This is a genomic window from Pantoea stewartii subsp. stewartii, from assembly GCF_008801695.1.
Lineage (GTDB): Bacteria > Pseudomonadota > Gammaproteobacteria > Enterobacterales > Enterobacteriaceae > Pantoea > Pantoea stewartii.
In genome coordinates this window covers 20,951-42,613 of sequence record NZ_VZPF01000006.1, presented here as the reverse complement: position 1 = coordinate 42,613, position 21,663 = coordinate 20,951, and the positions used below count along the sequence as shown (strand labels likewise).

General features: G+C 54.8%; 20 protein-coding genes. 14 read left to right on the top strand and 6 right to left on the bottom strand.

Going from position 1 to position 21,663, the window contains the following annotated elements; translation table 11 throughout:
* The first annotated feature begins 16 nt into the window (after positions 1–16).
* The 10 genes from cheW (at position 17) to flhE (ending at position 11,016) form a co-directional block, all read left to right on the top strand.
* Positions 17–514 (top strand): chemotaxis protein CheW, encoded by a 498-nt coding sequence (gene cheW / locus F7Q90_RS02800; protein WP_006120241.1) that lies wholly within the window; start codon positions 17–19, stop codon positions 512–514.
* A gap of 255 nt (positions 515–769) precedes the next feature.
* The gene (locus tag F7Q90_RS02795; protein ID WP_006120242.1) at positions 770–2,332 is read left to right on the top strand and encodes a methyl-accepting chemotaxis protein; all 1,563 of its coding nucleotides are present in this window, start codon (positions 770–772) and stop codon (positions 2,330–2,332) included.
* 109 nt (positions 2,333–2,441) lie between these two features.
* The gene (locus F7Q90_RS02790) at positions 2,442–4,118 is read left to right on the top strand and encodes a methyl-accepting chemotaxis protein (protein WP_006120243.1); all 1,677 of its coding nucleotides are present in this window, start codon (positions 2,442–2,444) and stop codon (positions 4,116–4,118) included.
* Positions 4,119–4,200: 82 nt separating this feature from the next.
* Positions 4,201–5,073 carry a protein-glutamate O-methyltransferase CheR gene (gene cheR / locus F7Q90_RS02785; protein WP_006120244.1) on the top strand — a complete coding sequence of 291 codons (873 nt, stop codon included), beginning with the start codon at positions 4,201–4,203 and terminating at the stop codon, positions 5,071–5,073.
* On the top strand, positions 5,073–6,122 hold the full coding sequence (locus F7Q90_RS02780) for a protein-glutamate methylesterase/protein-glutamine glutaminase (protein WP_006120245.1): 1,050 nt from the start codon (positions 5,073–5,075) through the stop codon (positions 6,120–6,122). Before cheR ends, F7Q90_RS02780 begins: the two co-directional genes overlap by 1 nt.
* A gap of 39 nt (positions 6,123–6,161) precedes the next feature.
* Positions 6,162–6,551, top strand: a complete 390-nt coding sequence (gene cheY, locus F7Q90_RS02775; protein WP_006120246.1) for a chemotaxis response regulator CheY — start codon at positions 6,162–6,164, stop codon at positions 6,549–6,551.
* Between the two features lie 9 nt (positions 6,552–6,560).
* Positions 6,561–7,202, top strand: coding sequence for a protein phosphatase CheZ (cheZ, locus tag F7Q90_RS02770; protein ID WP_006120247.1), 642 nt, complete (start codon positions 6,561–6,563; stop codon positions 7,200–7,202).
* A 190-nt stretch (positions 7,203–7,392) separates the two neighbouring features.
* Entirely contained in the window at positions 7,393–8,544 is a 1,152-nt protein-coding gene (flhB, locus tag F7Q90_RS02765; RefSeq protein WP_006120248.1) for a flagellar biosynthesis protein FlhB, read from the top strand.
* On the top strand, positions 8,537–10,627 hold the full coding sequence (gene flhA, locus F7Q90_RS02760; RefSeq protein WP_006120249.1) for a flagellar biosynthesis protein FlhA: 2,091 nt from the start codon (positions 8,537–8,539) through the stop codon (positions 10,625–10,627). Before flhB ends, flhA begins: the two co-directional genes overlap by 8 nt.
* On the top strand, positions 10,624–11,016 hold the full coding sequence (gene flhE / locus F7Q90_RS02755; RefSeq protein WP_006120250.1) for a flagellar protein FlhE: 393 nt from the start codon (positions 10,624–10,626) through the stop codon (positions 11,014–11,016). Before flhA ends, flhE begins: the two co-directional genes overlap by 4 nt.
* 98 nt (positions 11,017–11,114) lie before the next feature.
* On the opposite strand, the gene aqpZ is transcribed toward flhE, so the two are convergent.
* Both aqpZ and argS read right to left on the bottom strand, forming a co-directional pair.
* Positions 11,115–11,810 carry an aquaporin Z gene (gene aqpZ, locus F7Q90_RS02750; RefSeq protein ID WP_006120251.1) on the bottom strand — a complete coding sequence of 232 codons (696 nt, stop codon included), beginning with the start codon at positions 11,808–11,810 and terminating at the stop codon, positions 11,115–11,117.
* A 322-nt stretch (positions 11,811–12,132) separates the two neighbouring features.
* A complete protein-coding gene (gene argS, locus F7Q90_RS02745) occupies positions 12,133–13,863 on the bottom strand; it encodes an arginine--tRNA ligase (protein ID WP_006120253.1) in 1,731 nt (576 codons plus the stop codon).
* Between the two features lie 596 nt (positions 13,864–14,459).
* Between argS and F7Q90_RS02740 the strand changes: the two genes are divergently transcribed.
* Positions 14,460–15,020 (top strand): VOC family protein, encoded by a 561-nt coding sequence (locus F7Q90_RS02740; RefSeq protein ID WP_006120255.1) that lies wholly within the window; start codon positions 14,460–14,462, stop codon positions 15,018–15,020.
* Here F7Q90_RS02740 and F7Q90_RS02735 read toward each other — a convergent pair.
* Positions 15,017–16,159 (bottom strand): MalY/PatB family protein, encoded by a 1,143-nt coding sequence (locus tag F7Q90_RS02735; protein ID WP_006120256.1) that lies wholly within the window; start codon positions 16,157–16,159, stop codon positions 15,017–15,019. The genes F7Q90_RS02740 and F7Q90_RS02735 overlap by 4 nt on opposite strands.
* 86 nt (positions 16,160–16,245) lie before the next feature.
* Between F7Q90_RS02735 and cutC the strand changes: the two genes are divergently transcribed.
* Together cutC and F7Q90_RS02720 are read left to right on the top strand one after the other, a co-directional pair.
* On the top strand, positions 16,246–16,998 hold the full coding sequence (cutC, locus tag F7Q90_RS02730; protein ID WP_006120257.1) for a copper homeostasis protein CutC: 753 nt from the start codon (positions 16,246–16,248) through the stop codon (positions 16,996–16,998).
* A gap of 244 nt (positions 16,999–17,242) precedes the next feature.
* Positions 17,243–18,088 carry a hypothetical protein gene (locus F7Q90_RS02720; RefSeq protein WP_006120258.1) on the top strand — a complete coding sequence of 282 codons (846 nt, stop codon included), beginning with the start codon at positions 17,243–17,245 and terminating at the stop codon, positions 18,086–18,088.
* Positions 18,089–18,091: 3 nt separating this feature from the next.
* Here F7Q90_RS02720 and F7Q90_RS02715 read toward each other — a convergent pair whose 3' ends face one another.
* On the bottom strand, positions 18,092–19,189 hold the full coding sequence (locus tag F7Q90_RS02715) for a glycerol dehydrogenase (protein WP_006120259.1): 1,098 nt from the start codon (positions 19,187–19,189) through the stop codon (positions 18,092–18,094).
* A gap of 146 nt (positions 19,190–19,335) precedes the next feature.
* On the opposite strand from F7Q90_RS02715, the gene F7Q90_RS02710 reads away from it, so the two are divergent.
* Entirely contained in the window at positions 19,336–19,959 is a 624-nt protein-coding gene (locus F7Q90_RS02710) for a LysE family translocator (RefSeq protein ID WP_006120260.1), read from the top strand.
* Positions 19,960–19,962: 3 nt separating this feature from the next.
* On the opposite strand, the gene cmoB is transcribed toward F7Q90_RS02710, so the two are convergent.
* Entirely contained in the window at positions 19,963–20,931 is a 969-nt protein-coding gene (gene cmoB / locus F7Q90_RS02705; protein WP_151160780.1) for a tRNA 5-methoxyuridine(34)/uridine 5-oxyacetic acid(34) synthase CmoB, read from the bottom strand.
* Positions 20,928–21,656 (bottom strand): carboxy-S-adenosyl-L-methionine synthase CmoA, encoded by a 729-nt coding sequence (gene cmoA / locus F7Q90_RS02700; RefSeq protein ID WP_006120262.1) that lies wholly within the window; start codon positions 21,654–21,656, stop codon positions 20,928–20,930. Before cmoA ends, cmoB begins: the two co-directional genes overlap by 4 nt.
* Positions 21,657–21,663 lie beyond the last annotated feature (7 nt).

The following is a 21,663-nucleotide window of genomic DNA, read 5'->3' as shown; positions in this document are numbered from 1 at the left end:
TGAAAGGGTAAATAACATGAGTGGAATGGCAACCGTGACAAAAATTGCTGGCGAAACCGTTGGACAGGAGTTCCTGGTCTTCACGCTGGGTGATGAAGAGTACGGCATCGATATTCTGAAGGTTCAGGAAATTCGTGGTTACGATCAGGTAACCCGCATTGCCAACACGCCTGATTTTATTCGCGGCGTGACAAACCTGCGCGGCGTTATCGTGCCAATCATCGATTTGCGCGTGAAGTTTTCACAGCCAGACGTTGAGTACAACGAAAATACCGTGGTGATCGTGCTGAATCTCGAAAACCGCGTCGTCGGTATCGTGGTTGACGGTGTGTCGGATGTCCTGTCGCTGACGCAGGAACAGATCCGTCCTTCACCTGAGTTCGCTGTGACTATGTCAACAGAGTACCTGACAGGTCTGGGTGCACTGGGCGAGCGCATGTTGATTCTGGTCGACATCGAAAAGCTGCTGAGCAGCGAAGAGATGGCGCTGGTCGACAACCTGCGTACCGCGTAATCGTTAAACACGGGCCAGCCAACGCTGGCCCGTGTTGTTATTCTGCACGCCGAACCTGTCATCACCGCCTTTCCTTCACCCGTCGACCTTTCAAAAAACACGCTGTCTGTGATCCTGCTCCAGGATTAGCATATTGCTCTGGTTTCAATAATTACAAAAGTCATTTGAACCCCTTTTAAAAAGCGAAATGGCTAAAACATCCTGCGTTGCCGCCGATACAGCCCCTGCACGTTACTTATTTAGTCGGGGAAAAAGATGTTAAAACGGATAAAAGTGGTGACCAGTCTGATTACGGTACTGATGCTTTTCGGTGCCCTGCAACTGCTGTCAGGCAGCCTGTTTTGGTCAGCGCTCAATAATGATAAAGCGGCGTTTGCCTTGTCGCAGATTTCAACACGCAACGTGGCGGCCATGACGGATGCCTATATGGCTCTGAACCAGTCACGTACTACGCTCAACCGCGCCATGTTGCGGTTACAAACCAGTCTGGCATCGCAAATGAACGGCGGTCAGCTGGACAGCCTGACGGACAAAGCCATTAGCGAAGCCAATAAAGGTGAGCAGTATCTTGCCGAGTTTAATGCCATTCCGGAAACGCCAGGCGCGGATACCGAAATGCGCGATCAGTTACAAAACCATTTTGCCGCCTATCTGACCGGTCTGCGCGGGATGATCGCCAGCCTGAAAGCCAAAGATCTGGAAGGCATGTTCAAACAGAACATTGAACAGAAGCAACAGGCCATGCAGGCCACCTATACGGCCTGGCGTCTTAAGCAGAGCGAGCTGTCTTCCCACGGTGCAGAACAAAACCAGCAAGCCTTTACTCAGATGATTTGGTTGCTGGGCATGGTCGGCGCCCTGGTGGTCGTGGTGATCATCGGTTGCTGGTTTGGCCTGCGCCAGGTGCTGATTTATCCCCTGCAACGTCTGCTGGTGGATATCCGCACGATTGCCTCCGGTGATCTGACGCAGCCAGTGAAGGTAGAAGGCCGTAATGAGATGAGCCAACTGGCCGCCGGTATCCGTGAGATGCAACAATCTCTGGTGACAACGGTGGGTGAAGTCCGCAGCGGTTGCGATGCGATCTTTACGGGTGCCAGCGAAATCGCCGCGGGCAATAACGATTTGTCCGCACGCACGGAAGAGCAGGCGGCCTCGCTTGAGCAGACCGCCGCCAGCATGGAGCAACTGACCGCCACGGTGAAACAAAATGCGGATAATGCGCGTCAGGCTTCACAACTCGCCCATACCGCATCTGAAACCGCCTTGCAGGGTGGCAAAGTTGTGGATGGCGTCGTCAGCACAATGAAAGAAATTGCAGACAGTTCCAGGAAAATCGCTGACATTATCAGTGTGATCGATGGTATTGCTTTCCAGACGAATATCCTGGCGTTGAACGCCGCCGTCGAAGCGGCGCGTGCAGGCGAGCAGGGCCGTGGCTTCGCGGTTGTCGCCGGCGAAGTACGTAGCCTGGCGCAGCGCAGTGCGCAGGCCGCCAAAGAGATTAAAGGGCTGATTGAAGATTCTGTTGCTCGTGTTGACAGTGGTTCGCAGCAGGTCGAGAGCGCGGGTAGCACCATGAATAATATTGTGGGTGCCGTCACCCGCGTGACCGACATCATGGGTGAAATTGCCTCGGCATCGGATGAACAAAGCCGCGGTATCGATCAGGTGGGGCAGGCGGTGACAGAAATGGATCCGGTGACGCAACAGAACGCCTCGCTGGTGGAAGAGTCTGCCGCCGCCGCTGCCGCGCTGGAGCAACAGGCGAGCTCACTGTCCCAGGCCGTTTCCGTCTTCAAAATCTCCCGTACTTAAGCGTTCTGACAGTTTTTACTGCCAGCGTGATGATCAATTCACGCTGTCAGTAAAGTTCCGCCTGCGCGGGCCGATAAACAGAATCGAATTGCTAATGAATGAGGTTTCTATGTTTAGTCGAGTACGCGTTGTCACCGGCCTCCTGTGTGTACTGGGGCTTTTTGCCTTGCTGCAGGTTTTCTCGGGTGGGGTATTTTTCAAAACGGTTACGGAAGATAAAGAAAACTTTGCTTATAACCAGCGTCTTAGCACCTTGCAACGCGCCATGGGAACGTCATGGGTTGCGCTTGTCCAGGCACGTAATACCTTAAACCGTGCGGGCATTCGTTATTTGCAGGATGGGCAGATGGCAGGTTCGGGAGCCACCGTAAAAGAGCTGGTGGCGCTGGCTGACAGTGAGCTGAAACAGGCTGAAAAGGGCTATGAATTATTCAATGCCAACCTGTCAGAGAAAGGAAAAAGTGCGGCTAACGTGCTGACGCTACAGGCCAATTACAAACAATTCCACGATGGTCTGGCGGAACTGATTGTGTTTCTGCGCAACGGCAACTTTAAAGGGTTTGTTGATCAGCCGACACAAAGTTATCAGGACAAATTCCAAAAAGATTATGACGACTGGCTTAACTACAACCTGGTACTAAGCCAGAAAGGCATCGATGCCAATAATGCCGCTTATCAGCGCATGATTATGCTGGTTGCGGGGACGCTGGTCGTTACGCTGCTGGTGATCGTGCTGGTGTGGAATCTTATGCGCAGCCTGCTGATTCGCCCGTTAAAACAGAGCATCGATCATATCCAGCATATCGCACGGGGTGACCTGACGCAGCCTATCGCCATTACCGTACGTAATGAAATTGGCGATTTGCTGACGTCTCTGCAGGAGATGCAACGTGAACTGGTCCGTACGGTCAGCACCGTCCGTGATGGGGCCGATGCGATCTATACCGGCGCCAGCGAAATTGCCGTAGGGAATAACGATCTGTCGTCGCGAACAGAGCAGCAGGCGGCTTCGCTGGAGCAAACCGCTGCCAGCATGGAACAGCTTACCGCGACCGTGAAGCAAAATGCTGAAAATGCCCGTCAGGCGTCGACGCTGGCGCTGAATGCCTCTGAAACCGCACAGCAGGGCGGCAAAGTGGTGGACGGTGTCGTGACCACGATGAAAGAAATTGCGGGCAGTTCCAGAAAAATTGCCGATATCACCAGCGTGATTGATGGCATTGCTTTCCAGACCAATATCCTGGCACTGAATGCGGCCGTGGAAGCGGCACGCGCAGGTGAGCAGGGCCGTGGCTTTGCGGTGGTTGCCGGTGAGGTGCGCAATCTTGCACAGCGCAGTGCACAGGCGGCGAAAGAGATTAAAGGGCTGATTGAGGACTCCGTCAGTCGCGTGAATACCGGTTCAGTCCTGGTTGAAAGCGCAGGCGATACCATGAACGAAATCGTCAGCGCCGTCACACGCGTCACCGACATCATGGGAGAGATTGCCTCTGCTTCAGACGAACAGAGCCGTGGCATCGACCAGGTTGGCCTGGCCGTGACCGAGATGGATCGCGTGACACAGCAGAACGCCTCGCTGGTTGAAGAGTCGGCCGCCGCGGCTGCGGCACTGGAAGATCAGGCCAGCAACTTAAAACAAGCGGTTTCTGTCTTCAATATTGGTAAAGAAATTGTCACGCAGGCTGTTAACAAGACAACGGCGGCAAAAAGTTTACGTTTAGAAAGTCCGTCAGAGGGCATTCGCCAACCCTCATCACGCAGTGATGAGAACCGGGAAACCTTCTAATTGCCTGGATGGCCCAACCGCTGATGTGCGGTTGGGCATAGCAGCAGACGTTTAACAGGTGTAGTTCAGGCCAGGTGCAAAGATGAAGAAATCGACGTTATTAGATCAACCAGAGGCGACAACGCTGCTCTCACAGATGGTGCAGCGGCTGCCCCTCTCCGATACCCATTTTCGCCGTATCAGCCAGCTCATCTATCAGCGCGCGGGTATCGTGCTGGCCGATCATAAGCGCGAGATGGTTTACAACCGTCTGGTACGTCGTCTGCGCACGCTGAATATTGATGATTTTGGTCGCTACCTGGCCCTGCTGGAGAACGATCCTAACAGTGCTGAGTGGCAGGCGTTTATCAACGCTCTGACCACTAACCTGACCGCTTTTTTCCGCGAGGCGCACCATTTTCCTATCCTGGCGGAACATGCACGTAAACGTCAGGGCAATTTCAGCGTCTGGAGCACGGCCGCCTCAACGGGCGAAGAACCTTACTCTATCGCGATTACCCTGGCCGAAACGCTGGGAACCGGACCCGGTAAATTCCAGGTCCATGCCAGTGATATCGATACCCAGGTTCTGGAAAAAGCCGTGGCGGGCGTTTACCGCCAGGAAGAATTACGGACGCTGTCGCCTGCACAGCTACAACGTTTCTTTTTGCGGGGTACGGGCCCGCATGCTGGCATGGTGCGTGTGCGCCCCGAACTGGCGAATATGGTGAATTTCAGTCAGCTGAATTTGCTGGCCAACGACTGGAACCTGCCGGGTCCGTTCGATGCCATTTTCTGCCGTAACGTAATGATCTATTTCGATAAAGAAACACAAGAAAAAATTCTACGTCGTTTTGTTCCACTGCTTAAGCCTGGCGGCATCCTGTTCGCCGGACACTCAGAAAACTTTAGCCAGATTAGTAAAGAGTTCTGGCTGCGTGGGCAAACCGTTTATGGACTGACGAAGGAAAGATGATGAGCAAAATTACCGTGATGTGCGTAGATGACTCTGCGCTGATGCGGCAACTGATGACAGAAATCATCAACAGTCATCCTGATATGGAAATGGTGGCGACGGCCCCGGATCCATTAGTGGCCCGCGATTTAATTAAACAGTTTAATCCGCAGGTGTTGACGCTGGATGTTGAAATGCCGCGCATGGATGGACTGGATTTTCTTGAAAAACTGATGCGTCTTCGCCCGATGCCGGTCGTGATGGTGTCATCACTGACGGGGCAGGGTTCAGAAATCACGCTGCGCGCGCTCGAGCTCGGTGCGGTGGATTTCGTGACCAAACCACAGCTAGGCATTCGTGAAGGTATGCTGGCTTACAGCCAGATGATTGGCGATAAAATTCGCGCGGCTGCCCGGGCACGTCTGCATGTGCGCACCACCATGCCTGCCCCGGTCACGCTGAAAGCCGGTCCGCTGCTGAGTAGTGAAAAGCTGATTGCGATTGGTTCATCTACGGGCGGTACAGAAGCCATCCGCCACGTATTGCAGCCGCTACCGGCCACCAGCCCTGCGCTGCTGATTACGCAACATATGCCACCGGGATTTACCCGTTCGTTTGCCGAGCGGCTAAACAAGCTCTGCCAGATTACGGTGAAAGAGGCCGAAGATGGTGAGCGTATTCTTCCTGGCCATGCTTATATCGCGCCCGGCGCGATGCACATGGAGCTGGGTCGCAGTGGTGCGAATTATGTCGTGAAACTGAACGACGGTCCGCCAGTTAACCGTCATAAACCGTCAGTCGATGTGTTGTTTAAATCGGTGGCGATCAACGCCGGGCGAAATGCCGTTGGCGTGATCCTGACCGGTATGGGTAACGATGGGGCAGCAGGCATGCTGGAAATGCATCGTGCCGGCGCCTGGACCATCGCGCAAAATGAAGCAAGTTGTGTCGTTTTTGGCATGCCACGCGAGGCGATAGCCAGCGGCGGTGTGAGCGAAGTAGTGGATTTAAGCAACATCAGCCAGCACATGCTGGCGAAAATTAGCGCCGGACAGGCATTGCGTATTTAACAGGCCCGTCCTGCCGGGCGAGATAACACAGGAGTAGATATGGCTGACAAAAATATGCGCTTTTTAGTGGTGGACGACTTCAATACGATGCGTCGTATTGTCCGTAACCTGCTGAAAGAGCTGGGCTTCAATAACGTAGAAGAAGCGGAAGACGGCGTCGATGCGTTAACCAAACTCAAGGCAGGTGGTTTCGATTTCGTTATCTCCGACTGGAACATGCCTAACATGGATGGCCTGCAACTGCTGCAGACCATTCGCGCAGATGCGGCCATGGCCAGTCTGCCTGTGTTGATGGTGACGGCTGAAGCGAAAAAAGAAAACATCATTGCTGCCGCTCAGGCAGGTGCAAGCGGCTATGTCGTTAAGCCGTTTACGGCCGCCACGCTTGAAGAGAAGCTGGGCAAAATTTTTGAAAAACTGGGTATGTAAGGAGATGTGATGAGCGACCTTCCGAAATCAGCTGAGCAAGCCGCGGCACAAGATATCATTTCCCGCATCGGTTCACTGACACGCATGCTGCGTGATAGTTTGCGTGAGCTGGGGCTGGATCAGGCCATTGCAGAAGCTGCTGAAGCCATTCCTGACGCCCGTGATCGTCTGGACTATGTAGTGCAAAAGACCGCTCAGGCGGCCGACCGGGCGCTGAACAGCGTCGAAGCAGCGCAACCGCACCAGGACAAAATGGAAGCGGGAGCGATTGCGCTTAAAGGACGCTGGGATGCATGGTTTGAGAATCCTATTGAACTTGCCGATGCGCGCGAGCTGGTGACGGATACGCGTCAGTATTTAGGGGAAGTGCCTGAGCACACCTCTTTTACTAACAAGCAGTTGCTCGACATCATGATGGCGCAGGATTTCCAGGATCTCACCGGTCAGGTGATCAAACGCATGATGGATGTGATTCAGGAGATCGAGCGCCAGCTGTTAATGGTGCTGCTGGAAAACATGCCAGAAGTGAGCGCCGAAAAACGTCAGGTTGGCACTACGCTGCTTAACGGTCCTCAGGTTAACGCTGCCGCCCCTGGCATTGTTGCGAACCAGGATCAGGTAGATGACCTGCTGGACAGCCTCGGTTTCTAATCACCTGGCTGTCTCGCCATCGCGACATTGCGATGGTCCCTTCTGAAAAGTGGCCTGCTCACCGCGGGCCACTCCGCTTTTCTCTTTTGCTATCCGTGAAAGAGCATGTGTTTTTCACGTTTTATCCACGCTTTAACCAAACTCAAATTTGGCATTCTATGCTCAGAATTCCTGCCAACCGAGGTTTGTGGTGTCAGAAAACAGTGATGAGGACAAAACAGAATCGGCCACGGCCCACCGACTTGAAAAAGCGCGTGAAGAGGGCCAGATTCCGCGTTCGCGCGAGTTAACCTCACTATTGATGCTGTTGGCAGGCATCATGATTTTATGGGTTGGCGGAACGGCAATGGCCCATCGACTGGCGGCAATGGTGTCAACCGGACTCAGTTTCGACCACGGCATGGTGACCGATGACAAAATTATCATCGCCCACGTCGGTAATCTGATCATGCAGGCTATTGCCGCGCTTCTGCCGCTTCTGGGCGGGCTGGTTCTGGTGGCCATTGCTTCACCGATGCTGCTGGGCGGCGTGGTCATCAGCGGCAAATCCATCAAAGTGGATTTTAGCAAGCTGAACCCGTTGCCAGGCTTCAAACGCATGTTCGCCGCGCAGGCCTGGACGGAGCTGTTTAAAGGCATTCTGAAAACCATTCTGGTGGGCTGCGTGGCAGGCTGGTACATCTGGACGCACTGGCCCGATATGCTTCGGCTGATTGCCGAGTCGCCGACCACAGCCCTGATCCATGGCATGGACATGATCGCTATCTGTTGTGCGCTGGTTATGCTCGGCCTGATCCCCATGGTGGGATACGACGTTTTCTGGCAGCTTTACAGCCACTTTAAAAAATTGCGGATGTCACGTCAGGAAATTCGCGATGAGCACAAGCAGCAGGAAGGTGACCCGCACGTGAAAGGGCGCATTCGTCAGCAGATGCGTGCGGCAGCCCGTCGTCGCATGATGGCCGATGTGCCCAAGGCCGACGTGATCGTTACCAACCCAACACACTATTCGGTTGCGCTGCAATATAACGAGAAGAAAATGAGTGCGCCCAAGGTTATTGCCAAAGGCGCTGGCGAGATCGCCTTACGCATTCGTGAACTGGGCGCAGAACACCGCATTCCGGTTCTGGAAGCACCGCCGCTGGCGCGTGCGTTATACCGTCATACCGAAATCGGGCAACACATTCCTGGCGCCCTTTATGCGGCCGTCGCGGAAGTGTTGGCCTGGGTCTGGCAGCTTCGCCGCTGGAAGCGCGAAGGTGGCCTGGTGCCCGTAAAACCTAAAGACCTGCCGGTCCCGGCAGAGATGGACTTTGCAGGAGAGAGCAAAAACGATGGCTAATCTGGCCGCTAAACTACGCCTTCCAGGCAACTTCAAAGACATGCAATGGCAGGTCCTTGCGGGTCCGGTGCTGATCATCATGATTTTGTCGATGATGGTTCTGCCCTTACCGCCGTTTATCCTTGATCTGCTGTTTACCTTTAACATTGCCTTGTCGATTATGGTGCTGCTGGTCGCCATGTTTACCCAGCGCACGCTGGAGTTTGCGGCCTTTCCCACCATTCTGCTGTTTTCGACCCTGCTGCGCCTGTCGCTGAACGTAGCCTCTACGCGTATTATTTTGCTGGAAGGGCATACCGGTGCCGCGGCGGCGGGACGGGTGGTGGAAGCCTTTGGCCACTTCCTGGTTGGCGGAAACTTCGCCATCGGGATCGTGGTGTTTATCATCCTGGTGATCATCAACTTTATGGTTATCACCAAAGGTGCGGGCCGTATCGCCGAAGTGGGTGCGCGCTTTGTGCTTGACGGGATGCCGGGTAAGCAGATGGCTATCGACGCCGACCTGAATGCGGGTCTGATTGGCGAAGATGAAGCGAAGCGTCGTCGCGCCGAAGTGACTCAGGAAGCGGACTTTTACGGTTCGATGGACGGTGCCAGTAAGTTTGTACGCGGGGATGCCATCGCCGGTATTTTGATCATGGTCATCAACGTGATCGGTGGTTTACTGGTGGGGATCGTTCAGCATGGTATGGATGCGGGCCACGCGGCAGAAACCTATACGCTGTTAACCATCGGTGACGGTCTGGTCGCACAAATCCCTGCGCTGGTCATCTCTACCGCGGCGGGTTTTATCGTGACGCGCGTGGCAACCGACCAGGACGTCGGCGAGCAGATGGTCGGGCAACTGTTCAAAGATCCGCGCGTCCTCATGCTGAGTGCCGGCGTAATCGGTTTGCTGGGGCTTGTGCCGGGCATGCCTAACTTTGTGTTCCTGCTGTTTACGGCGGCCTTACTGGGGCTGGCGTGGTTACGTGGCCGCGAGATGCAGCCGAAGAAGAATGTCGAATCGCCGAGCAGCATCGCAAAATCCATGGAAACGCCTGCCTCTGCCGAAGCCTCCTGGACTGATGTGCAGCTTGAAGACACGCTGGGCATGGAAGTGGGTTACCGCCTGATTCCGATGGTCGATCACAACCAGAACGGTGAGTTGCTTGGTCGTATCCGCAGTATCCGTAAAAAAGTGGCGCAGGATGTCGGCTTTCTGCCGCCGGTGGTGCATATCCGTGACAACATGGAATTGCCACCCGCGCGCTACCGCATTTTAATGAAAGGCGTGGAGATCGGCAGCGGTGATGCCTATCCCGGACGCTGGATGGCGATTAACCCCGGCACAGCCACGGGTACCTTGCCGGGTGAAGCAACCGTCGATCCTGCCTTTGGCCTGGCGGCGGTGTGGATTGACGGTGCGCTCAAAGAGCAGGCCCAGATTCAGGGCTTTACCGTAGTAGAAGCCAGTACCGTTGTGGCGACGCACCTTAATCATCTGATTGGCCAGTACGCCAGTGAGTTGTTTGGCCGTCAGGAAGCGCAGCAACTGCTGGACCGCGTCTCCTCAGAGATGCCGAAACTGACCGAAGATTTAGTGCCTGGCGTGATTACGCTGACAACGCTGCACAAAGTCCTGCAGAACCTGCTGGTTGAGCGCGTTTCGATTCGTGATATGCGCACCATTATTGAAACCCTGGCAGAGCATGCGCCGGTTCAAAGCGATCCGCAGGAACTCACCAGCGTGGTGCGCGTGGCGCTGGGCAGAGCGATTACGCAGCAGTGGTTCCCGGGCACGGGTGAAGTGCAGGTGATTGGCCTGGATGCGACACTGGAGCGCCTGCTGCTGCAGGCCTTGCAGGGCGGTGGCGGACTTGAGCCAGGCCTGGCCGATCGGCTGTTAGCCCAGACGCAGGAGGCCCTGCAACGGCAGGAAATGATGGGCGCGCCGCCTGTCCTGCTGGTCAATCATCCGTTACGCGCCTTACTGGCACGCTTCCTGCGCCGTAACATGCCGCAGCTGGTGGTGCTGTCCAATATGGAATTAAGCGATAACCGTCAGATTCGCATGACCGCAACCATCGGTGGCAAACAATGAGATCGCTAATGCTGTTTTCGCTGCTGCTTCCGCTGTTTGCTCAAGCCGCTGACGGTGCCTGGAGCGCCAGCGCGGCGGGTCCACTGATGGCGAACCGGGGAAGCTGGCAGTCGTCGCAGCCGCTGACCCCGCCAGGTCAGGTCAGTGGGGCGATCACCGTGGTGAACTGGCGTTATCAGTTTACCCAACCGGTGCCTTCCGGTTTACAGGTCCGGCTCTGTGCAGAACAGCGTTGTACCGAACTGGACGGTGCCAGCGGCAGCACACGCGGTCTGGCTGAGGTCGCCGCCGGTGAAACGTTACATATGGTGTTTGGCTTCGCCAGTGGCGGAAGTTTGCCGCCGGGGCTGAAGGTCGTCAGCACAGCGGTGACGGTCAACTACCACTAAGCCTTTTTCGCCCTGTTCATGGCAGACTGACAAGCATCATCAAGAGACTGATGCTGTCGGTCTGCCCGATCACTCCCGATGTCATAACGCGGTTCAGGCTACGCGTCTTTTTGCAGCAGAAAGCGGTAAAGCCATCCCCCCGCAACGCCACCCGCTATCGGTACCAGCCAGAAAACCCACAGCTGCCGTAACGCCCAGCCTCCCTGAAAAACAGCCATCGCGGTACTGCGTGCCGGATTCACCGAGGTATTGGTTACCGGGATACTGATTAAGTGAATGAGCGTTAATGCCAGACCAATCGCAATGGGAGCGAAACCCGCCGGCGCGCGTTTATCCGTCGCACCCTGAATAACCATCAGGAAGAACGCGCTGAGTACGAGTTCGGTGATGACGGCCGCACAGAGGGAATAGCGGCCTGGCGAGTGCGCCGCAAAGCCGTTGGCAGCGAAACCCTTATCTGCCATCGTAAAGTCAGCCTGACCACTGACGATCAGATACAGCACGCCCGCCGCCGCAATACCGCCAGCCATCTGTGCCACGATGTAGGGCAAGATGGTCTTGCTGTCGATGCGGCCACCGGCCCATAAGCCCAGGGTGACGGCGGGATTAAAGTGACCGCCCGAAATGTGGCCTACCGCAAAGGCCATTGTCAGTACGGCGAGGCCAAATGCCAGAGACACGCCCACAAACCCAATCCCGGTTTGGGGAAAATTCGCGGCGAGCAGGGCGCTGCCGCAGCCTCCGAATACCAGCCAGAAGGTGCCGAACAGCTCGGCAAACGCTTTTCTTAACATCAACTTATTCTTCCTTTCTCGTTAACACGTTAAACCTGATAAAACGCGGGCTTATAGTAGAGCGCGGGAATAAGAAAAGGATCTTGTCCCGACAGGACCTTGATATACGCGACATCAGGGTTGCCTGAGCGGGTTTGCACGGCGCGTGCTGCGATCATCTCTGGTGCTGAAATACGAATTAACGCCTTTGTATCGTGGAGACAGGGAGGGCAATGGCAAAGATGACGCTACACGAAGGAAAATTGTGCGGGTGGCGGGCAGAGCGGGAATGGCGAGGTTGAGGCAGGCGCTGAGAACAGTCAGCTCTCAGCGCCTTAACAGATTACATGCGATCGACCGTTTTGATCCCCAGCGTATCCAGGCCCAGTTTCAGGGTTTTTGCGGTCAGTGCCGCAATCTGTAAACGGCTCAGGCGCGTCACGTCGTCCTCTGCGGCCAGAATCGGACAGTGCTCGTAGAAGCCGGAGAACAGGCCCGCCAGATCGTACAAATAGGCACACATCACATGCGGTGTGCCATCGCGTGCCACCTGGGTAATGACCTCTTCAAACTGCAGTAAACGCGTTGCCAGCAGGGCTTCACGGTCATCCGTCAGCACGATTTCTGCCTGAATCGCATCGGCGTCGATACCGGCTTTACGGAACACGGACAGAACGCGCGTATAAGCATATTGCATGTAAGGCGCCGTATTGCCCTCAAACGCCAGCATATTATCCCAGTCAAAAATGTAATCAGTGGTGCGGCTTTTTGACAGATCGGCATATTTCACGGCGCTGATGCCGACGACTTCCGCGAGTGTGCTGACTTCCTCTTCCGTCATGTCCGGGTTTTTCTCGCGTACCAGCGTGTAGGCGCGTTCATAGGCTTCATCCAGCAAATCTGACAGCTTAATGGTGCCGCCACTGCGGGTTTTAAACGGACGGCCATCTTTACCCAACATCATACCGAACGCATGATGTTCAAGTGGAACGGACGCAGGCACATAGCCGGCTTTACGGACAATGGTCCACGCCTGCTGTAAATGCTGATGCTGACGTGAGTCGATGTAGTAAATTACGCGGTCCGCATGCAGGGTTTCATAGCGATACCTGGCACAGGCAATATCGGTGGTGGTGTAAAGATAGCCGCCATCCTTTTTCTGGATGATCACGCCCATCGGCTCACCTTCTTTATTCTGGAATTCTTCCAGGAATACCACGGTGGCGCCTTCACTCTCGACGGCCAGACCTTTGGCTTTCAGATCGGCCACAATTTCCGGCAGCATGTCGTTATAGAGGCTCTCACCCATCACATCATCACGCGTCAGGGTGACGTTCAGACGGTTGTAGATATGCTGGTTTTGCGTCATGGTGATATCAACCAGCTTTTTCCACATCTGACGGCAGTAGTCGTCACCGCCTTGCAACTTCACGACATAGCCGCGCGCACGCTCTGCAAACTCAGGATCTTCATCGTAAGTACGCTTGGCTTCACGGTAAAAACCTTCTAAATCCGCCAGCGCCATCTCCGCGTGGTTTTCATTTTGCTGTTTTTCAAGAAACGCAATCAGCATGCCGAACTGCGTGCCCCAGTCGCCCACATGGTTCGCGCGGATCACGTTGTGACCCAGGAACTCGAGGGTGCGCACCGCGGCGTCGCCAATGATAGTGGAACGCACATGGCCGACGTGCATCTCTTTCGCCACGTTGGGGGCAGAGTAGTCCACGACGATTGTCTGTGGTTCGACCGGGTTCACGCCAAGGCGCGGATGATTCAGCGCCTGCCGGGCATGGTCGGCCAGCCACTGACGATCCAGGAAAATGTTGATAAAGCCCGGCCCCGCGATCTCAACTTTGCTGGCAATGCCAGTGAGGTCCAGATGTTGAATCACGGTTTCAGCTAATTGTCGTGGCGCCTGGCCCAGTTTTTTCGCCACGGCCATGATGCCGTTAGCCTGATAATCACCAAACTGAACTTTAGCCGACTGACGAACCTGAGGTTCACAATCGGAGGGAGCACCAGCCAGCACCATTGCCTGACTGACTTTTGCGGAAAGAAGCGCCTGAATATTCACCGGGTTACCTTACATATGCAGAGAAAAGCACGCTATTTGGGCAGCGGGCTGTCGTCATGATTCTGCCGGGTGCAATGACCACAGGTCCTGGCCCGGCAAAAGGAAAAAATGAGGGAAAAAGTATACGTGAATTGTCAGCGTGAGTCAGTAGCGGGATAAAGGCAGGGAAACAGAGCCGAAGATGTTTCCCGCAGAGATTAGCGACGACGCGCGCGGCGCGCGTTTTTAACACTTTTGTCTGCACGTACCTTCCAGTGGCGCGCAAGGGCAAACCCCATCAGTGCAATTAAGATGGCAACTACGATGAGCATCGTCATAAAAACTTTCCTTATAATAGTGTTAATGCAAATTTAATAGGTAAGACTTATCTTATTGTGTTAATGATAACCATGCAAAACAGTAACTTAAGTTGCTTTTGTCACCGAAAAGGTGGATCTAACCAGAAGATTAATCTGAATTAAAAGCGTTAATTTTTTGCTTTTCTCGTAAAACGCCCGCCAAATAAGATGAATCTTACCCTTTTGTTCATTACGATAGTTCAGTAACAATGAGTTACGGCATTCCCTGGTCATAAAAAAGTGAGGAGACAGCTTACGGTGAGCATGATATTTCCACCCGAACTTGACGATTTACAGGCCGATTTAGCGGCTTTCGAAGAACGGTTACAAAATTTTTCACAGCGTCTGGGATTAAACCCCACAGACCTCGACGTCGATCATGTGGCCGTGCGGTGTCATCAGAATGCGACGGCCGAACGCTGGCAAAAAGGGTTTTTGCAACTCGGGGAGCAGTTCTCGGCGGCGATGATTAACGGACGACCGGTATGTTTATTTAAGCTGCACCAACCGTTAATGATTGCCGGCTGGGCGATAGACGTCGTTGAGCTGCCCTGGCCGGGTGAAAAACGTTACCGCCACGAGCGCTGGGAACATATTGAGGTGGTATTACGAGGCGAGCCTGAAACACTGGGCATGCGTGCCATGGCGCTGCTGTCCGATCAGGCACTCACACAGCCGGGTATTTCATTCAAAACCAGCTCACCGAAAGGGGAAAACGAGCGTCTGCCGAATCCTACGCTGGCAGTGACCGATGGGGAAACCACGATTAAGTTTCACCCATGGCGACTGGACGAGATTGTGGCCAGTGAACAGCGCTAGCCCCGGGCTTCAACCGCGCGTCTGAGCCGTCTGACGGCTTCTTCCAGCAAGGCGCGGGGACAACCGAAATTGATCCGTACAAAGCCGTCATCACCAAAGTCGCGCCCTGGCGAGAAGCCAAGCCCGTGTTTTTCAAAGTACAGCGCCGGGCTGGCAACCTGGAGTTCACGCGCATCGATCCAGCCCAGATAACTGCCTTCCGGAGAGGTCATTTTGAGGCCGGGCAGCGCATTGACTTCGGAAACCAGCCAGTCCCGGTTGCCGCGCAGATAATCAAGCTGGGCATCAAGCCAGTCATCACAGGCCCGCCAGGCGACTTCCGCCGCAACCAGGGCCAGAATATCGACTGAGGGCACAATGCCCTGGCGCACGGCGGTGAATCGCGCCCGTAGTTCAGGATCCGGGATCACAGCGACGGAAGCGCCCAGCCCGGCAATATTGAAGGTTTTGGATGGCGAAAGCAGCGTAATGCTCCGTTGGGCCGCATCATCACTCAGGGAGGCAAAGGGGATATGTTGCAGCCCCGGCGTTAACAGTAAATCGCAATGAATTTCGTCAGAGCAGACGATTAAATCATGGTGCTGCGCAAAGGCCAGCTGCGCTTCAAGTTCTTCCCGGCGGTAAACCGTGCCGCCAGGATTCTGCGGATTGCAAAGCATCAGCAAGGTTTTGTCCTGCATGTGGCCGTCTGCTGCAGTGAGATCCATGACCCAGTGGCCTTCCTGCAACGTCAGAGGCAGATTCAACTGATCACGTTCAGCCAGCTTCGCGGCTGAACGGAAAGGGGGATAAATGGGATGCGGCGCGACGGTACCCTGGTGCGGCGCGGTAAACGCCCGCACGGCCAGATTTAACCCGCAGACTACGCCGGGCAACACGACCACCCATTCCGGTTTAACTTCCCAGTGATAGCGTGATTTACAGCGGGCAATCAGCGCATCGATAAATCCCTGAGGCTTATCGCCATAGCCGAAAACACCATGATCAACGCGGGCTTTAATGGCCTCAATGATGGGGGCAGGCGATCGGAAATCCGTATCCGCTACCCACAACGGCAGAATATCCTGGCCCGCATATTTGTGCCATTTAAGGCTATCACTGTGACGGCGGTCTATCCGTTGGTCAAAATTGAATGTCATAGTTAGTTTTCCACGTAAAGTGTTCTAAGGGATAAGCATACCTGACGAATTTGGCGTGAACAGGACGTCATGTAAAGGAGAAGAGAATGACCACACTGGAAATTTGTTGCTATGGGGTGGATTGTGCCTTAACCGCTCAACAGGCGGGGGCCGATCGAATTGAACTCTGTGCGGCACCGCGTGAAGGCGGCCTGACACCTTCTGCTGGCATGCTGGAAGTCGCCCGTCGTGACATTTCTGTTCCGGTGCATCCTATTGTCCGCCCGCGCGGCGGAGATTTTTGCTATTCCAGCCGGGAGTTCGAGGCAATGAAATCGGATGTCGCGCGGATTCGCGAGCTGGGCTTTCCGGGCCTAGTGTTAGGGATGCTGGATGAAGATGCCCATATTCATGTGGGGCAGATGCGGCAGATCATGGCGCTGTGCGACGGCATGGCGGTGACCTTCCATCGCGCCTTCGATCTCTGCCACCGGCCAAAACGTTCGCTCGATGTTTTAACCGATTTTGGCGTGAAACGTATCCTCACTTCCGGGCAGCAGCAGAGTGTGGAAAACGGAATTGCATTATTGAGGGAACTTAATGAATACAGCAGCGGTCCTATCATTATGGCAGGTGCTGGCGTTCGTTTAAGTAACCTGCAAAAGTTTCTTGATGCAGATATTCGTGAGGTACACAGCTCGGCAAGCCACCTGGTGGCATCACCGATGCGTTACCGCAAAGCGGGTGTTTCTATGTGTTCCGAAGCCGAAATTGATGAGTTCAGCCGTTACTGCGTCGATGGTGATGTTGTAGAGGCAATGAAAAGTGTCATGCAAATGAATACCGCCCGGGTGGCCTGACTCATAACCAGTTTTGCCGCGCAGCACGCCGATTGATGACGTGATGTTTGCAAGTACCAAACCCCAGCACATTTGCTGGGGTATTTTTTGTCCGGTATTCCGCTATAGTGGATGTTGAAACAACGCATTGCGTGCATTCTGTGTCGCCGTTTGCCGTCAACGCGGCTTTGCTTTCCCTGTTCTGTTCCCCCGTTTGCGGGTCATCAGCTTAACCCTAATCGACATTGATGTCAGAGGCCCTGCCATGCGATGCATTCTGCTTTCCGCTGTTCTCACCGTGATGGGATGCCATGCGCCCTTAACCTTTGCCGCGTGCAAATCAAACAGTAAAGCGGTCTCTGACAGTAATAACTGGATTCTGTTGGGCGGCAGTGCGAAAGGGGCGGTACGTCAGGTTGTCGCAGGGGAGTTTGGCAAAGACGTCAATTCGAAAAAGCGGGTGCTGGGGCAGTTTGATCCCTGTGGCGACCTGCTGGTGGCGGATATCAGTTATGACAAAAATGAGCGTAACGTCATTCTGAGCATGGAACAACATCTGGTGCGTGTGCAGGAAGGTTGGGTGGCCGAATATGCGTATCTGGTAAAAGTACTGAAACAGGGAAAGGAAGTGGTGGTGGATAACCGACAAGGCACCATCAACTGGCACAAGGGAAAAAACGGCAATATTATCAGCGCCTCAGACAAATTCATCAGCATGGGCAAATCGGGATTCACGGACACCACGTACCGCTACGATAAACACTATCGTTTGCTGAAAAGCATTGCGCGCGGAACCGATCCCGTCAGCAACGGGGAATACCGTTACGCGTGGAGTCCGCAGGGCCTCGTCACCCGCACCACCTCTGCCCGGCGAAAAGACACCTATACCTATGACGATAAAGGGCGGGAGCTGCGCCTGAACGGCACGGCATCAACCGACGTCAGCACTCTGCGCACCGTGGATGAATGCCAGTTCTGGGATGACAAGGGCAACTGCACCCTGAGTTACCTGAATGAAACCGAAGTTTTTGAGAAAGGCACGGTGCAGCGTCACCTCAGTGCGGTTTATAAGTATCAGTACTGGGACAAACCCACTGAGGTGACAGAATAGCCCCTATTTTACCGTTTTACTGAATGCATCCAGGCCCAGCAGCGCATGGGCGATCTGTTCCGGTGCCAGGTTAGGATTGAGGTTTTTCAACGTATCGCCTTCGCTGTTCGCCAGCGCGCCGATTTTTACCAGATTTTCCCAGCTCACCCCGTCCAGATGCATCTCTTTTAACGTGGTCGGCATATTGATCGAACGGTAGAAGCGGATGTAGCGGGCAATTTCTTCATCGGGACGCTGCTCAAGCACCATCTGAGTTAACGTACCGTAGGCCACTTTTTCACCGTGAGTAAGATGGTGGATATCGCCGTCAATTGCGGTGAATCCGTTATGAATCGCGTGCGCACCTGCCAGACCGGCGTTTTCAAAGCCTAAACCGGACAGCAATGTATTGGCCTCCACTACCGCTTCTACCGCTGGCGTGACGCGTTTTTCCGAGACGGCGATATAGGCACTGTAGCCCCACGTCAGCAGCGTCTCTTCACAGGCCCGGGCAATGGCAAGACCGGCAATAGTCGGATCGCCATTGACCATCGATTTCGCATGGCTACGGGCCACCGTCTGGGCTTCCACCCAGGTCGCCAGACCATCGGCGATGCCGGACGCGAACAGGCGGGCGGGCGCGGCGGCGCACACGGCGGTATCAATTAACACCAGATCGGGATTTTTACTGTAGAAACGGTAGCTTTCAAAAACGCCACTGTCGGAATAGATAACAGACAGCGCGCTACAGGGCGCATCGGTTGAGGCAATGGTGGGCACAATCACTACCGGCTGTTTGAGTTCATCGGCCACGGCTTTTACCGTATCCAGCGTTTTGCCGCCACCCAAACCAATCACCACGTTACAGCCCTGCTGCTGCGCATGCTGACTTAACCGGGTAATTTCATTACTGGAGGCTTCGCCATTGAACTGCTGACGGCTGAGGGTAATGCCCGCTTTTTCCAGCGTAGATTGCGCCCGCTCACCAATCAGCCCCCAGACGACATCGTCAGCCACCACGAAAGCGTGATTGCCCAATTCCGTGACATACTCTCCCAGTTCATCGAGCACGCCCGCACCTTGTACATATTTGCGAGGCGAAGAGTAAATAAATTTACTCATGATCGTAGCTCCTGGTTTTTCAATTGAGACCGTTACCGGCCCGCTAATAACGCCACTAAAAAGCGTAGCAGTTAATCGCGCCTGGCTGTCTGTACAGCGTGAAAAACGCTTGTTATTGTTAAGCACTTCTAATCAGGAGTACGCCTGTGACGACTTCATTCCTCTCTTTTCTGTTTGCGATCATCATTTTGACCCTGACGCCGGGGTTCGATACGGCATTAATTTTGCGATCGGCGGCGGCACAGGGCTGGCGACGAGCCAGTGCGACCGCGCTGGGCGTGGCGACGGGCTGTCTGTCGTGGGGCATTGCTGTCGGGCTGGGGCTGGGGGCGCTGCTGCTGGCATCGGAAACGGCGTATAACCTGCTGAAGTGGGCTGGCGCAGCCTATCTGCTCTGGCTGGGCGTCAGGTTACTGTGGCATCCGCGTCGGCAGAATGCAGCGCTGCCCGCCGAAACGCCGTCGCAGCAAACGCATCTGGCCTGCTTTCTGCGTGGGTTACTGGGGAATCTGTTGAATCCTAAAGTGGGCGTTTTCTACGTAACATTTTTACCGCAGTTTATTCCTCAGGGCGGCTCGGTCCCGGTCTGGTGCACCCTGATGGCCCTGACACATATGGTGACTGGATTGATCTGGAGCAGCGTGCTGATTGGCAGCAGTCACTATTTTGCGGCACAGCTCAGGAAGCCACGCGTGTTGACAATCATGGATCGTTTGACGGGCTGCGTCTTTATTGGCTTCGCGGCGAAACTGGCGCTGTCTCGCCGCTGAGCATTACGGCTTTGTGGCGACCAGCACCGCACGCAGCGGTGCGGGATAACCTTCAACGGTTTTGCTGCTGTCCGCAGGATCAAGGAATTCCGCCAGCGATTCGCTGGTCATCCAGTCGGTCCGGCGCTGTTCATCTGTGGTCGTTACGGCAAAGTCCACAATGCGCACATCGACAAAGCCGCATTTCTCCAGCCAGCTTTTCAGTGCCTCGGCGGAGGGGATAAAGTAGACGTTGCGCATCTGAGCATAGCGTTCGCCCGGCACCAGCACCTGATTCACATCGCCTTCAATCACCAGCGTTTCCAGGACCAGTTCGCCGCCGCTCACTAACTGATTTTTCAGCTGCATCAGATGATCCAGCGGCGAACGGCGGTGATAAAGCACGCCCATGGAAAACACGGTATCGAACGCCTGAAGCACCGGCAGCTGTTCGATGCCGAGCGGCAGCAGGTGGGCGCGGCGGTCGTCATTTAACAGCTTGTGGACGGCTTCGAACTGGCACAGAAACAGCTGCATGGGATCGATACCGACCACAAGGTGCGCGCCTGCCCCGATCATGCGCCACATATGGTAGCCACTGCCACAGCCCACATCCAGTACAGTGCGTCCGGCTAACGAGGAGATGTGTGGCAGCACGCGATCCCATTTCCAGTCTGAGCGCCATTCCGTATTAATTTCGGTGCCGTAAAGCGAATAGGGGCCTTTGCGCCAGGGCATCAGATTACGCAGCAGTTTCTCAATGCCCTGACGGTGCCGATCGCTGATATCGTCCCGATCGGCGCTGACGCTGTGCAGCAGGTCCAGCCGCTGAGGTTCCAGCTGGGGTAAATATTCCAGCGACTTGTACCAGTCACGGAAGTGCCCGTGCAGATTTTCACGCTGCCACTCGCTGATTTGCGCAGGCAGCACCTCCAGCCATTTTGCCAGGGGACCCACGGCGATTTGCTGATAAAAACGGCCAAAGTCGATCATTTTAATGCCACCAACGAACCAAAATTAAAACACTGAAACCACAGCTCAGCATGAGAAAAGCCGGCCTGTTTCAGGCGCGCCTTGTGCGTTTCTACGCTATCGGTGAGCATCACATTTTCCAGCATGCTGCGTTTCTGGCTGATTTCCAGTTCGCTGTAGCCGTTGGCGCGCTTAAAGTCATGATGCATGTTGAACAACAGTTCACCGACGTCACGATCTTCAAAGCTGAACTTCTCAGAGAGCACCAACGCGCCGCCGGGATTCAGCCCCTGCCAGATTTTGGTCAGCAACGTCAGGCGGGCTGGCGGTTCAAGAAACTGCAGGGTGAAATTGAGCACCACCAGTGACGCGTTCTCAATGGCGATATCGCAGATATCCGCTTCGACGACCGTAACCGGCGTATCCGCCCGAAACGCATCGATATGACGGCGGCAGCGCTCCACCATGGCCGGCGAATTATCCACAGCAATAATTTGACAGCCGGGCACATGAATATTGCGGCGCACCGAGAGCGTGGCAGCGCCTAGTGAACAGCCCAGGTCAAATACCTGGCTGTTGGGCTGGACGAAACGTTCTGCCAGCATGCCAATCATCGAAATGATGTTGGAATAGCCCGGCACTGAGCGCTGAATCATGTCGGGAAACACTTCAGCCACGCGCTCGTCAAACGTCCAGTCGCCCAGTTTTTCAATGGGCGCAGAAAAGAGTTGATCGCGATCAGACATAACGAAA